We start from the raw sequence: 13,267 nt of genomic DNA on the forward strand, positions 1-13,267 counted from the left end.
GATAAAGCCTTATTTTGGGATATCCTTATCAGGGGTTGTCAATTACTTTTTTGACAACCCTTGATTGTTTATTTAGAGGTTATTAGTGTCTTGCCCGTGCTTTGATGATTTCGAAGAAATCGGCTGCTTTCAGTGAAGCACCCCCGATTAATCCGCCGTCCACGTCAGGGTTGGAGAATATCGCGTCGGCATTGCCGGGATTGCAGCTCCCCCCGTAAAGGATAGAGGTATCGTCGGCAACGGTTTGCCCGTATTTCTCGGCTACCACGGAACGGATGAAAGCGTGCATTTCTTGAGCTTGGTCGGGAGTGGCGGTTTTGCCGGTTCCGATAGCCCAAACAGGTTCATAAGCGATAACCACGTGAGCGAATTGCTCCGGGGTTAAGTTGAAAAGACCGTCAACGAGTTGTTGTTTTACCACTTCAAAATGTTTACCCGCTTCTCTCTCTTCCAGTACTTCACCCACGCAGAAGATGATTTCCAGTTTGCTGTCCAATGCTTGTGCTACTTTCTTCACGAGAATAGGGCTTGTTTCCCCGTAATAACTTCTTCTCTCGGAGTGTCCTAGAATCACGCATTTTGCCCCGGTGGAAGCAACCATTTCGGCTGATACTTCACCCGTGTAAGCCCCGGATTTTTCGGTTGCGCAATTTTGCGAGGAAACCATGATCGAGGGTTCCGTGATATTGTGAGCCACCTTTGCCAAATGGATGAAAGGGGTTCCAAGAACAACCAACACGCCTTCTGCACCTTCCTTGTATCTCACGTAGTCGTTCACTTCTCTTGCCAATTCGACACCTTCAGCGAAGGTTTTGTTCATTTTCCAGTTACCTGCTACAATCTTTTTTCTCATGTCTATAGATTTAAATCGTTGTGTTTTATTTAGTTTCTTCTTTTCTTTATACGGGGAAAAAGTAAATATGCTACAAAGAAAAGAAGGATAAAGGAGTAAACCAAATAATTCCGTTGCATTTCTTGTTGACTCTGCAAGCAATAGGCTGCCAAGTCCGTGTCTTTTAAATCTTTGATATCCGGGATATCTTTCCCCGCGCGTTTGTCCAGAATGGTTCCCTGCCGTAAAATAATCACGCCGGGATTGGAACGGATCATGGTTTTCAACTGTATCTCGTCTGCCGCGCAGAACTCGTACGGCACGTGATGGCGGGTTCGGTAGGCTTGGATATCCTTTTGCGAGGAAGAAGTTAAACCGTAGAACCTGTATCCTTTTTCCCGCGCCAGATTTGCCAATCGGTTCAAAGCGGGTTGTACATCGGCGTCGCTTTTGTTGATATTATAGGCAACTGCAAGTATCGTGTAATTGTCATCTTCAAGTATTTCTTCCGTGATGTTGCCCAATTCCGGGTGTTCGATCACGAGATCGTGTATCGGGGTGATGTATCCTTGCTTTACCAAGCGTTCCGAACTACTCTCGTATTCCCAGTTTACGGTATCCTGCCAAGGGTAGTTCTCCTCTGTGAATGATTGTATTTCTCCGGTCTGCCTGTTCTTGTATTTTAGAGTCACCTCGTACTGGTCGGGTTCGGCTCCCTCCGGTAGTCGCATTCCCTCGGCAATATTTTTACCGATCGCGTAGGGGCGGAAATCTATCAAGGGTAAATGACGGTAACAATAGACGGACAGACACAACATTCCGGCTCCCGCGAGCACGAGCATCGAGAATTGCCCCAGCGGGGTAAGTTGGGGTTTGTACTTTTCGCGATAAACAAAGACCACGATGGCAAATAATAACAAGACGATATTCTTCCAGAACGTTTGCCAATTGGTCAGTACGAGGGCATCCCCGAAGCACCCGCAATCACTGACAGGATTCGTCAAGGCGAGCGCTAACGTCAACGGCGTGAAAAATGCCATGAATAGTAAAGCTCCCCAAGCGAGGCGGGATACCCACAGGTTGAACAGTAACGCTATCCCGATCAGAAATTCTGCCAACGAGAGGGCAAAGGAGAAAAATAGTGTCGTGGCATTCATCCAACTCATGCCGAACGCGTTGAAGTAGTCGGTGAATTTATAATCCGACCCTAGCGGATCTATCCCTTTCACGAAGCCGGAGTAGATAAATACGATACCGACCACGATCCTGCAAAGATTTTGAATGAATTTGCTTATCATGTTTACTTTTCTAGTTTTCAGTCTTTAATTCTCCACGACCAGGCGAATTAACCCGAACACGGCGTAATTCACCATGTCGAAGTAGTTCGCGTCAATACCTTCCGATATGATTGTCGCTCCTTGATGATCTTCGATCTGTTTGGTCCGGTTGATTTTCATCAGGATTAAGTCCGTGTACGAGCTGACACGCATTTCCCGCCACGCCTCGTCGTAATCGTGGTTTTTGGCAAGCATGAGTTCTTTCGCTTGCAGGAAATAGTTCTGGTAGAGATGCAATATTTCTTCTCGCGGGGTGTCGTTGCCCGGACCGAGTTGCAATTGAATCAATCCCATGATGGAGTAGTTGATGATGCCGATAAATTCGGGAACGATACCTTCTCCTACTTTCGTGACTCCTTTCTCTTCGATACTCCGGATTCGGTTCGCTTTGATATATATCTGGTCAGTGATCGACGTCGGGCGGAGTATTCTCCACGCTGTCCCGTAATCCTGCATTTTTTTCACGAAAATATCCTGACATATATCTATCACTTTATCATATTCTTGCGCTGTGTTTGGCATAATTCTATCGTTTTTTAGTAACAGAATTTGAAAAATAAGTTGTTTCTTTGAAGTGTAAAATTAGTCAAATAATTCAAAACCGGAAATTGAAATTGGAAAATTATGATGGAGATCGTTTTAGGAGATAAAAAAGTTAGTTTGGAGCGACCTGTCGTGATGGGTATTTTGAACGTGACACCCGACTCTTTTTATGACGGGGGAAAGTACTTGAGTGAAATCGGGGTAATCAAGCGCATCGACGAGATCGTGGAGCAAGGGGCGGGGATTATTGACGTGGGAGCTTATTCCACTCGTCCCGGGGCTGCTTTCGTGAGCGAGGAAGAGGAACTTTCACGGTTGAGTTTTGCCGTCGAGCTAGTGCGTAAATACCATCCCGAGGTTTCGGTTTCGATAGATACGTTCCGGTCGGGAGTGGCAAAGGAGATTAATCACTGTCTGGGACCGGTTATCGTGAATGATATTTCCGGTGGCACGATGGATGACAGGATGTTCGAAACGGTTGCCGGGATGGGGGTACCCTATATATTGATGCACATTCAAGGTACGCCGCAAGATATGCAAGTAAACCCACGTTATGATGACGTGGTACGTGAGGTTGGGGAGTTCTTCACGGAGCGTATAGCCCGTCTGAATGCCTTGGGATTTAATAATATCATACTGGATCAAGGTTTCGGTTTCGGGAAGACCGTGGCACATAATTATCAATTGATGGATAAAATGGAGTCTTTTCTCGATTTTGGATATCCTTTACTCGTGGGCATTTCTCGCAAAACGATGATATGGCGTTTATTGGATATTACCCCGAAAGAGGCACTGAACGGTACTACCGTGCTCAACACGATATCGCTAATTAAAGGTGCTCACATCCTTAGGGTTCACGATGTTCGTGAAGCCGTGGAGGCAGTGAAGATCGTGGAGGCGATGAGAGGGTGAATCACTTGCCATAGCACGATTCCGGCAGTGACGGAGATATTGAAGGAGTGTTTTGTCCCGAATTGGGGTATTTCAATGCAGTTGTCCGAGAGGTCGATGACTTCCTGCTGCACGCCTTTCACTTCGTTGCCGAACACGAAGGCGTATTTTTGTCCGGGAGTGATGGTAAAGGTTTCGAGAGAGATGCTGTTCTCCGCTTGCTCCACGGATAGAATGGTGTACCCCTCGTTTTTCAATTCTTTCACGGCATCGGTAGTTTCCTCGAAATATGCCCAGTCGACGCTTTCTTCCGCGCCGAGGGCTGTTTTGTGTATTTCCCGGTGGGGTGGGGTGGCGGTGATACCGCAAAGGTATATTTTCGACAACCGGAAGGCGTCCGACGTGCGGAATACCGAACCGATGTTGTTCAGGCTGCGCACGTTGTCAAGAACTACTACAAGCGGGAGTTTTTCAGCCTCTTTGTATTCTTCCGCGGAGAGGCGGTTCAGTTCTTCGTTGAGGAGTTTGCGATGGGACATGAAATTGAAAATTGAAAATTGAAAATTGAAAATGAGGGTGAGTCATTTCGATTTTCAATTTGGGGTTATTAATGATAGTTTTTAGTTTATTTGAAGATTGAATATGTTTTTTGAGTTTTAATTTTCAATTTTGCATTTTCAATTTTCAATTGTTTTGCCGAGTAAGGTGGCTGCCGTGCATTCGGTTACTCGAACTTGAACGAGGTCGCCGACTTTAGCGCCGTTATCCGGGAACACGATTACTTTATTTTGGCTGCTACGCCCGAAAAGTTCGTCCGATTTCTTTTTGGAAACACCTTCGACCATAACTTCGAAGACTTTACCCACGTCTTTCAAGTTACTTTGATGAGATATTTCTACTTGCATGTCAATCAGTTCTTGCAGGCGTCTGCCCTTGACTTCCTCGTCCACGTTATCCGGTAAGTTACGGGATGCCATGGTGCCGGGGCGTTCGGAGTACTTGAACATGAAAGCGGAATCGAACATCACTTCTTTCATCAAATCGAGAGTTTGCCGGTAATCTTCCTCGCTCTCGTTGTGGAAGCCCACGAACACGTCGGTAGATATTCCGCAATCCGGGACAATCTCACGGATGGCACGGATACGGTCCAGATACCATTCACGGGTGTATTTCCGGTTCATGTCTTTCAACACGGAGTTACTGCCGGATTGGAAAGGCAGGTGGATGTGTTTGCAGATATTGGGATAAGTGGCGATTGCCCGAAGTATGTCATCATTCATGTCTTTCGGGTGTGATGTGGCGAAACGGATACGCATGTCCGGTACCGTTTTTGCAACCATGGCAAGCAACGCCGGGAAGTTCATTTCCGTGTTATCTCCCCGCCACAAGTACGAGTTCACGTTTTGTCCGAGTAGGGTAACTTCTTTATATCCTTTTGAATGGAGGTCGAGTACTTCGTTGATGATACTTTTCGGGCTGCGGCTGCGTTCGCGTCCCCGCGTGTAGGGCACGATGCAGTAGGTACAGAAGTTGTTGCATCCCCGCATGATAGACACGAATCCGGAGATGGCCGTTTCGTCTATGCGGGAAGGGCAAATGTCTTTATAGGTTTCGGTTGTCGATAATTCGATATTGATGGCTTTTTCTCCTTTTGCCGCTTTTTCTATCAACAAGGGAAGGTCCATGTAGGCATCCGGTCCCACGACGATATTCACGTTTTTTTCCTGTTCGAAGAGAGCGTCGCCCAATCGTTCCGCCATACATCCCATGATGGCAACCAACACGTGCGGTTTTTTCTTTTTCACCTCGGTGAAGCCTTGTACTCGCCCGCGTACCCGTTGTTCGGCGTTTTCACGGACAGAACAAGTGTTGACCAGAATTAAATCCGCCTCGTTTTTGTCTTCGGTTCGTTTGTATCCTTTATCTTCTAGTATGGCTGCCACCACTTCGCTATCCGCCACGTTCATCTGGCAACCATAAGTTTCTATGTAAAAATTCCGTATCTCCATTCTCAAATTTCATTTCCGAGGTGCAAAGGTAGTGAATTTCATTCAAAATCCTACCGTATTCCCAAGGTAATCCTAGGGTAATAATATCTCTCCTTGCTTGCAACCCAAGTGTGTGGCACTTCTAGCATCGTGGGGAAACGGTGGGGTAAGCGTGTTGCGAGTGGTCGGTAAGGGGCGGGAGGTAGTAATACGGTGGTATTACCGGGGGATTAGTCAAAAATGAAACTGTCAAATCGGCAGAGAACATTTTTTGGCATAACTATTGTCATTTAGTTGTCGTAAAAAATTGAAGTATAATTAAATTAAAAATATAGAGTTATGTCAACAGGAAAGATTGGAGTTTCAACAGGGAATTTATTCCCGATTATCAAGAAGTTTTTATACTCGGATCATGATATCTTTTTGAGAGAAATTGTATCGAATGCCGTGGATGCTTCACAAAAGATGAAGGTGCTGGCTTCGAACGGGGAGTTTAAGGGTGAACTTGGTGAGTTGAAGGTAAGAGTGAAGGCTGACAAAGCGGCAGGTACGTTGACGGTATCGGATAACGGTATCGGAATGACGCAGGAAGAAGTGGAGAAATATATCAATCAGATCGCTTTTTCCGGCGCGGAAGAGTTCATGAACAAGTACAAAGATAACGCGGCGGCTATTATCGGTCATTTCGGGTTAGGCTTTTATTCTTCGTTCATGGTGAGTGACAAGGTGGAAATCGTGACGAAATCTTATAAAGAGGGGGCGAAAGCGGTGAAATGGTCGTGCGAGGGGAATCCGGAGTACACGTTGGAAGAAACGGAGAAAGCCGAGAGAGGTACGGACATTATCATGTATATCAACGAGGAAGAGAAGGATTTCTTGGAGGATTCGAAGGTAAACGAGTTGCTGACGAAATATTGTAAGTTCTTGCCTATCGAGATTATTTCCGGGAAGAAGAAAGAGTGGAAAGACGGTGAGTATAGGGATACGGACGAGGATAACGTGATCAATGACACGAATCCGGCGTGGACGCGTAAGCCCGCGGACTTGAATGAGGAGGATTACGAGAAGTTCTATCGCGAGTTATACCCGATGGCTCAGGAGCCGTTGTTCCATATTCATTTGAACGTGGATTACCCGTTCAACCTGACCGGTATTTTGTATTTCCCGAAGATTGATAATAAGTTCGAGATTCAGAAGAATAAGATACAGTTATACAGCAATCAAGTGTACGTGACGGATTCGGTGGAAGGAATCGTACCGGAATATCTGACATTACTGCACGGGGTGATCGATTCTCCGGATATTCCTTTGAACGTGTCGCGTTCTTATTTACAAAGTGACCGTAACGTGAAAAAGATTTCCAGTCATATCACGAAGAAGGTTGCCGATAGTTTGACCGATATATTCACGAACAAGCGTGAGGATTACGAGAAGAAGTGGGATGATTTGAAGATATTTATCCAATACGGTATGCTGACGGACGAGAAATTTGACGAGAGGGCAAAGAGTATTTTCTTGTTCAAAAATACCGAAGGGAAGTATTTCACGTACGAGGAGTACGAGAATTTGATTAAAGCTAACCAGACGGATAAGGATAATAAAGTGGTATTCTTGTACGCCACGGACGAAAAAGAGCAATACACGTATATTGAAGCCGCGAAGGGGAAAGGTTACGATGTGTTGTTGATGGACGGTCAGTTGGATACGCACTTTATCAATCATTTGGAGCAGAAGAATGCGGAACATCGTTTCGTGCGGGTAGACTCGGATGTTATTGATAAGTTGATACCGAAGGAGGACGCTAAGGAAGTGGCTTTGAGTCACGAGGAGCAGGAGGAATTGCGTGCCGTGTTCTCGTCCCAATTGCCTAAAGACGGGGGGATGTTCATGGTGAATTTCGAGGCGATGGGTGAGAATGGTGATCCGGTGATCGTTACGCGTTCCGAGTTTATGCGTCGTATGAAAGACATGGCGGCAATGAATCCGGGTATGGGATTCTATGGAGCTATGGGAGATCAGTATACTTTGGTCGTGAACACGGATCACAAGTTGGTGAATGATATTCTGGAGAACGAGAAGAGCGAGATGCAAGCCAAGTTGGAACCGATTTACTTCGAGATTAAGGAAACCGAGAAGAAGCAGGCGGAGTTGGATGAATTGAACAAGGGCAAGAAAGACGAGGAAATTCCGCAGGTAGATAAAGATAGAAAGACTGAGTACAATAAAACTGTTTCCGATTTACAGAAGCAGAAGAACGAGTTGTTGGAAGAATATGGAAAAGGTAATAAGGTTGTAGGTCAGTTGATTGACTTGGCTTTGTTGGCAAACGGGTTGTTGAAAGGAGAGGCTTTAAACAGGTTTGTCAAGCGAAGCGTGGAGTTGATAAAATAAAAAAGTTAAGCCGGACAAACGTCCGGCTTATTTATTTCAGAAAAAATCATTACTTTCGTTGGATGAATTTGATTGAAGTTACTTAAAAATATAAAATTATGCAGGTTATTTTTTCTTCCGGGACATATAAGAGAACGATGGTAAGGTCTATCGTGGCAATCGTGACAGGTATCGTTTTGGTGCTTTGGCCGACAGAGGTGTTGAATTACACGGTTAAGATTATCGGGGCGGTGTTCTGTCTTGCCGGAATCGTGTCTTTCCTCGTGTCTTTGCGGGATCAGGATGGGAACTCGCCGAGAGGTTTGACTTCTTTTAACGGGATCGGAAGTATTATTCTGGGTATTCTGTTGTGGGTGATGGCGGATACTTTTACCAATATATTGATGTACCTGCTTGGTTTTATTTTGGTTGTTGCGGGTATCGGTCAATTGGTTGTTCTTATTTCTGCGAGGAGATTCGGGCAGATTAGCGGGATGAGTTATTTGTTCCCGATAATCGTACTTTTGGCGGGTATTGTTATTTTTGCGAATCCGTTTTCCGCGAAAGAAGGAATAATCACTTTTTTCGGGGCGATTTCTATATTTTACGGGATTACCGATTTGATTAATCAACGCCGGATTAATCAGTTGAGAAAAGAGGCGCATGAGGCGGAACAACAACAGAAGTTGGGTGGGGGTGAGATTGAGGACACGGAGTATGAGGAAGTTGAATAACCTTTTTAATTTCGGATTTACGATTTATGATTGAGGAAGAGTTTGTGGGCTTAGGATAGTATTATTTAAGAATAGATATAATGGTGTATATTATTAACAAGGAGGATTCGGTTTATAATCGTTTTTTAGCAGAGCTCAGAGATAAAGAAATACAAAAGGATCCTTTGCGCTTTCGACGGAATTTGGAGAGAGTCGGTGAGATTATGGCTTACGAGATCAGCAAGACTTTTCACTATTCGTCGCGAAAGGTGCAAACCCCGATAGATGTGGCGGACGTGAGGTTGGCAGATGATGAAGTGGTGGTGGCTTCTGTTTTGCGTGCAGGGCTTCCTTTTCATCAAGGGTTTCTAAATTACTTTGACCGTTCGGGGAGTGCTTTTATTTCTGCGAGAAGAAAATATAAAGAGAATCATATAGATTTTGAGATTCGTTTCGATTCAATTTACACGCCTAGTCTGGAAGGAAAGCAATTGTTGCTGGTAGATCCGATGCTGGCAACCGGAGCGTCTATCGTGGTTGCTTATCATGAGTTGTTGAAGCAAGGTGGAAGACCGCTGCACACGCATATTGCAGCTATCGTGTCCAGTCGTCAAGGTGTGGATAAGATTACCGAGGCGTTGAAAGATGAGCCGGTTACGATATGGACAGGTGCTGTGGACGAGAGATTGACGGAGAGTTGTTATATTGATCCGGGAATCGGTGATGCCGGTGATTTGGCATTTGGAGAGAAATTGTGAAAACTTAAAGATAAAAACTAAAAGCTAAAAGTTGAAGGTTCAGATTAAAGCATTATCTTTGGCGTCATGGAAATGAACAAATATTTAATAGCTGCCTTATATGTGTTTGCCGGTTGTGTGGCAACACTCCCGATTGGGGTGCGTGCCGGGAATGTCCCTGTTGCCAATGACAGCTACCGTTTGTTGATTTCTTCTCCCACTGAAAAAATTATAACCGTTTGCACGGATAAGAGGACCGCGGATGATTTGGACTATGGTGTTTTTAGTCATCAGAATTATTTAGCCTCTATTGATAGTGTAAAGGTTTATTATACTTACTCACCTTTAGTGCTTCCGGGTTGGAAAGTACCCGAAGTAACAGCTAATCCCATACGAGCGCCGGGGAGATGCTGATAATTTTAGATTTATGATTTTAGATTTACGATTGAAGAGGTAAACTATGTTTTATCATTTTCGATTTTCATTTTTCAATTTTTCAATTATAAAAAAGTATGGGATTTAATGATATATTAAAAAGTATGTTCGGTAACAAGGCAGATCGGGATATGAAGGAGTTGTTACCGGTGGTTAAGAAGGTGAACGCGGAGTGGGAGAAGATTAAAGGATTGAGCCATGATGATTTGAGAAAGGTGTCTGCTGATCTGAAGGCGAAGATACACGCTCATGTAAAATCAGAGGAGGATGAGATCGCCGCGTTGAAAGCAAAAGTGGAAAACGAGAAACCCTCTATCGAGGAGAGGGAGGAAATATATAACCGGATTGATAAGCTGGAAGAGCAGATTGACAAGAAACTGGAGGATATTTTGAATGAAATATTGCCAGTAGCTTTCGCGGTGATTAAGGATACTGCACGACGATTTACCGAGAACAAGGAAATCGTGGTAAAGGCCACGGATTTTGATAGGGATTTAGCGGTTAGTAAAGATTTCGTGGAAATAGACGGGGACGATGCCGTTTATTTTAATTCATGGCTTGCCGGAGGTACGGAGATAACTTGGGATATGGTACATTACGATGTGCAGTTGATCGGAGGTTCCGTGTTACATCAAGGGAAGATTGCCGAGATGGCTACCGGTGAAGGTAAAACGTTGGTGGCAACTTTGCCTGTTTTCTTGAATGCTTTGACAGGGCGAGGCGTACATGTGGTAACGGTCAATGATTACCTTGCCAAGCGTGACTCCGAATGGATGGGACCGTTGTATATGTTCCACGGTTTGTCAGTAGATTGTATTGATAAAACGGAGCCTAATTCTCCCGAGAGAAGAAAGGCTTATCAAGCGGATATCACTTTCGGTACGAATAACGAGTTCGGTTTCGACTATTTGAGAGATAATATGGCGATACACCCGGAAGACCTTGTGCAACGGAAGCATAATTATGCTATCGTGGATGAGGTGGACTCCGTGTTGATCGATGATGCCCGTACTCCGTTGATTATTTCCGGTCCTGTACCCAAGGGGGATATCCAGATGTTTGACGAGTATAAACCCCGTGTGGAGAAATTGGTTCGTATGCAGCGTGAGTTGGTTTCACGGATTTTTAACGAGGCGAAGACTTTGCTTGCCAGCGGTGACCGGAAACAGGAGGAACAGGGGGCTATTCTGTTATTGAGAGCGTTTAAGGGGTTGCCCAAGTACAAGCCATTAATCAAGTTCTTGAGTGAACAGGGAAATAAGGCGACTTTGGTAAAGACCGAGAATATATACATGCAGGAAAACAACCGTCGTATGCCAGAGATCACGGACGAGTTGTATTTCGTGATCGACGAGAAGTTGAATTCAATAGATTTGACGGATAAAGGGCATGATACGATTACAGCGGCGGGAGAGGACCCGAACTTCTTTATATTGCCGGATATCGGTTCCGAGTTGGCTGAAATAGACAAGATGAATTTGTCTGACGAGGAAAAGGTCGAGAAAAAAGACCAGTTGGTACAGAATTATGCCACCAAATCGGAGCGGGTACACACGGTGAACCAGTTGTTGAAAGCGTATACTTTGTTCGAGTTGGATGTGGAATACGTGGTGATGGATAATAAAGTGAAAATCGTGGACGAGCAGACCGGACGTATCATGGAAGGTCGCCGTTATTCCGACGGTTTGCACCAAGCTATCGAGGCGAAGGAGAACGTGAAGGTGGAGGCTGCCACCCAGACATTTGCTACAATTACTTTACAGAATTATTTCCGTATGTACCACAAGTTGGCGGGTATGACCGGTACGGCGGAAACGGAAGCGGGAGAGTTCTGGGATATTTATAAATTGGATGTCGTGGTTATCCCGACGAATAAACCGATTATCCGGAAAGATGCGAACGACTACGTGTACAAGACGAAACGCGAGAAGTATAACGCGGTAATAGAGGAGATTAGCCGATTAGTGGAATTGGGACGTCCCGTTCTGGTGGGTACGACTTCGGTTGAGGTATCCGAGTTACTGAGCCGTATGTTGAAAATGCGCGGTATCAAGCATAACGTGTTGAACGCTAAGTTACATCAGCGGGAAGCTGATATCGTGGCTGAAGCCGGTAAATCGCAAGTTGTTACTATCGCTACCAACATGGCCGGTCGTGGAACGGATATCAAGTTGAGTCCGGAGGTTCGTGCCGCGGGTGGTTTGGCAATTATCGGTACGGAGCGTCATGATTCCCGTCGTGTTGACCGTCAGTTAAGAGGTCGTGCCGGACGTCAAGGGGATCCGGGTTCATCACAATTCTTCGTGTCATTGGAAGATGATTTGATGCGTCTTTTCAGTTCCGAAAGAATTATTCGTGTTATGGACCGTTTGGGACACGAGGAGGGGGATGTGATCCAACACTCGATGATCACGAAATCTATCGAGCGTGCGCAACGTAAGGTGGAAGAAAATAACTTCGGTATTCGTAAGCGTTTGCTGGAATATGACGACGTGATGAATTCGCAACGTGAGGTTATTTACAAGAAAAGACGTCATGCATTACTCGGGGAGAGAATCGGGGTGGATATTGCTAATAACATGTACGATGTTTGTGAAACGTTGGTAGAAGTACATAAAGATAGCAACGAAGTAGAGGATTTCCGACTGGATGTATTGAAATATCTGTCCGTGAATTTTGATATAAAGGAAGAAGAATTCCAAAAGACTTCCGCTTCGGAATTGACCGAGAGATTGTATAAAGAAGTGAGAGAAACCTTTACCCGCAAAGTAGAAGGAATTTCGAAACAGGCATTCCCGGTGATTAAGAATGTATTCGAGCAAAGGGGTGAAATGTTTAAGAATATCGTGGTTCCTTTCACGGATGGCAAGAAAATGTATAATGTGGTCACGAATTTGGAAAAAGCATATAAGACAGAGGGGGAAGAATTAGTACGTGCCTACGAGAAATCGATTATGCTTGCCCATATTGATGATGCATGGAAAGAGCATTTGCGGGAAATGGACGATTTGAAACAATCGGTTCAGAATGCCACGTACGAGCAAAAAGACCCGTTATTGATCTATAAATTCGAATCGTTCAATTTGTTCAAGACGATGGTGGATAAGATCAACAAGAGTGTGGTTTCTACTTTGATGAAAGGACAAATTCCGTTCGAGGCTCCGGAGGAAGTAAGACAAGCCGAGGAAAGACGTACGGATATGAGCAAAATGCGCACGGGACGTACGGATGCTCCCGCAGCACAGACAAATCAAGGACCTCGTAAAGTGGAGCCGGTGAAAGTCGGTCCTAAGGTGGGACGTAATGATCCTTGTCCTTGCGGAAGTGGTAAGAAATACAAGAATTGCCACGGTAGAGAAGAAAATTAATTTTAGATTTTAAATTTTAAATTTTAGATTGCTTTGACGCATTGAGTTTAAAA

General features: G+C 44.9%; 11 protein-coding genes. 6 read left to right on the forward strand and 5 right to left on the reverse strand.

Annotated features, from left to right (window positions below):
• Window positions 1-82: 82 nt before the first annotated feature.
• From tpiA to ACK8P8_RS01225, 3 genes are read right to left on the reverse strand one after another with little or no spacing between them, the layout of a single operon-like run.
• On the reverse strand, window positions 83-853 hold the full coding sequence (tpiA, locus tag ACK8P8_RS01215; RefSeq protein ID WP_303180577.1) for a triose-phosphate isomerase: 771 nt from the start codon (window positions 851-853) through the stop codon (window positions 83-85).
• A gap of 29 nt (window positions 854-882) precedes the next feature.
• Window positions 883-2,130, reverse strand: coding sequence for a BT_3928 family protein (locus ACK8P8_RS01220; RefSeq protein ID WP_369860019.1), 1,248 nt, complete (start codon window positions 2,128-2,130; stop codon window positions 883-885).
• Between the two features lie 24 nt (window positions 2,131-2,154).
• On the reverse strand, window positions 2,155-2,691 hold the full coding sequence (locus ACK8P8_RS01225) for a DUF1599 domain-containing protein (protein WP_099292782.1): 537 nt from the start codon (window positions 2,689-2,691) through the stop codon (window positions 2,155-2,157).
• 102 nt (window positions 2,692-2,793) lie between these two features.
• Here ACK8P8_RS01225 and folP point away from each other — a divergent pair, with 102 nt between their 5' ends.
• On the forward strand, window positions 2,794-3,624 hold the full coding sequence (folP, locus tag ACK8P8_RS01230) for a dihydropteroate synthase (protein WP_410025427.1): 831 nt from the start codon (window positions 2,794-2,796) through the stop codon (window positions 3,622-3,624).
• Here the strand turns inward: folP and ACK8P8_RS01235 are convergent.
• Together ACK8P8_RS01235 and miaB are read right to left on the reverse strand one after the other, a co-directional pair.
• A complete protein-coding gene (locus ACK8P8_RS01235) occupies window positions 3,567-4,142 on the reverse strand; it encodes an RNA methyltransferase (RefSeq protein WP_099292774.1) in 576 nt (191 codons plus the stop codon). The two genes, folP and ACK8P8_RS01235, sit on opposite strands and share 58 nt — an antisense overlap.
• A gap of 138 nt (window positions 4,143-4,280) precedes the next feature.
• Window positions 4,281-5,612, reverse strand: a complete 1,332-nt coding sequence (miaB, locus tag ACK8P8_RS01240) for a tRNA (N6-isopentenyl adenosine(37)-C2)-methylthiotransferase MiaB (RefSeq protein ID WP_099292772.1) — start codon at window positions 5,610-5,612, stop codon at window positions 4,281-4,283.
• 318 nt (window positions 5,613-5,930) lie between these two features.
• On the opposite strand from miaB, the gene htpG reads away from it, so the two are divergent.
• From htpG to secA, 5 genes are all read left to right on the forward strand, one after another.
• Complete coding sequence (htpG, locus tag ACK8P8_RS01245) at window positions 5,931-7,982, forward strand: molecular chaperone HtpG (RefSeq protein WP_099292760.1); 2,052 nt, start codon at window positions 5,931-5,933, stop codon at window positions 7,980-7,982.
• A 98-nt stretch (window positions 7,983-8,080) separates the two neighbouring features.
• Entirely contained in the window at window positions 8,081-8,695 is a 615-nt protein-coding gene (locus tag ACK8P8_RS01250; protein WP_292269023.1) for an HdeD family acid-resistance protein, read from the forward strand.
• A gap of 80 nt (window positions 8,696-8,775) precedes the next feature.
• Window positions 8,776-9,432, forward strand: a complete 657-nt coding sequence (gene upp, locus ACK8P8_RS01255; protein ID WP_176555087.1) for a uracil phosphoribosyltransferase — start codon at window positions 8,776-8,778, stop codon at window positions 9,430-9,432.
• Window positions 9,433-9,504: 72 nt separating this feature from the next.
• Window positions 9,505-9,825 carry a hypothetical protein gene (locus tag ACK8P8_RS01260; RefSeq protein WP_176555086.1) on the forward strand — a complete coding sequence of 107 codons (321 nt, stop codon included), beginning with the start codon at window positions 9,505-9,507 and terminating at the stop codon, window positions 9,823-9,825.
• A gap of 98 nt (window positions 9,826-9,923) precedes the next feature.
• Complete coding sequence (secA, locus tag ACK8P8_RS01265) at window positions 9,924-13,214, forward strand: preprotein translocase subunit SecA (RefSeq protein WP_227214899.1); 3,291 nt, start codon at window positions 9,924-9,926, stop codon at window positions 13,212-13,214.
• Window positions 13,215-13,267 lie beyond the last annotated feature (53 nt).

The sequence above is a fragment of the Butyricimonas muris genome, from assembly GCF_046365375.1.
Lineage (GTDB): Bacteria > Bacteroidota > Bacteroidia > Bacteroidales > Marinifilaceae > Butyricimonas > Butyricimonas muris.

What these genes read in the sequence shown, in the direction of transcription:
- tpiA (WP_303180577.1), bottom strand. Translation starts at nt 853, where the DNA reads ATGAGAAAAAAGATTGTAGCAGGTAACTGGAAAATGAACAAAACCTTC.
- ACK8P8_RS01220 (WP_369860019.1), bottom strand. Translation starts at nt 2,130, where the DNA reads ATGATAAGCAAATTCATTCAAAATCTTTGCAGGATCGTGGTCGGTATC.
- ACK8P8_RS01225 (WP_099292782.1), bottom strand. Translation starts at nt 2,691, where the DNA reads ATGCCAAACACAGCGCAAGAATATGATAAAGTGATAGATATATGTCAG.
- folP (WP_410025427.1), top strand. Translation starts at nt 2,794, where the DNA reads ATGATGGAGATCGTTTTAGGAGATAAAAAAGTTAGTTTGGAGCGACCT.
- ACK8P8_RS01235 (WP_099292774.1), bottom strand. Translation starts at nt 4,142, where the DNA reads ATGTCCCATCGCAAACTCCTCAACGAAGAACTGAACCGCCTCTCCGCG.
- miaB (WP_099292772.1), bottom strand. Translation starts at nt 5,612, where the DNA reads ATGGAGATACGGAATTTTTACATAGAAACTTATGGTTGCCAGATGAAC.
- htpG (WP_099292760.1), top strand. Translation starts at nt 5,931, where the DNA reads ATGTCAACAGGAAAGATTGGAGTTTCAACAGGGAATTTATTCCCGATT.
- ACK8P8_RS01250 (WP_292269023.1), top strand. Translation starts at nt 8,081, where the DNA reads ATGCAGGTTATTTTTTCTTCCGGGACATATAAGAGAACGATGGTAAGG.
- upp (WP_176555087.1), top strand. Translation starts at nt 8,776, where the DNA reads ATGGTGTATATTATTAACAAGGAGGATTCGGTTTATAATCGTTTTTTA.
- ACK8P8_RS01260 (WP_176555086.1), top strand. Translation starts at nt 9,505, where the DNA reads ATGAACAAATATTTAATAGCTGCCTTATATGTGTTTGCCGGTTGTGTG.
- secA (WP_227214899.1), top strand. Translation starts at nt 9,924, where the DNA reads ATGGGATTTAATGATATATTAAAAAGTATGTTCGGTAACAAGGCAGAT.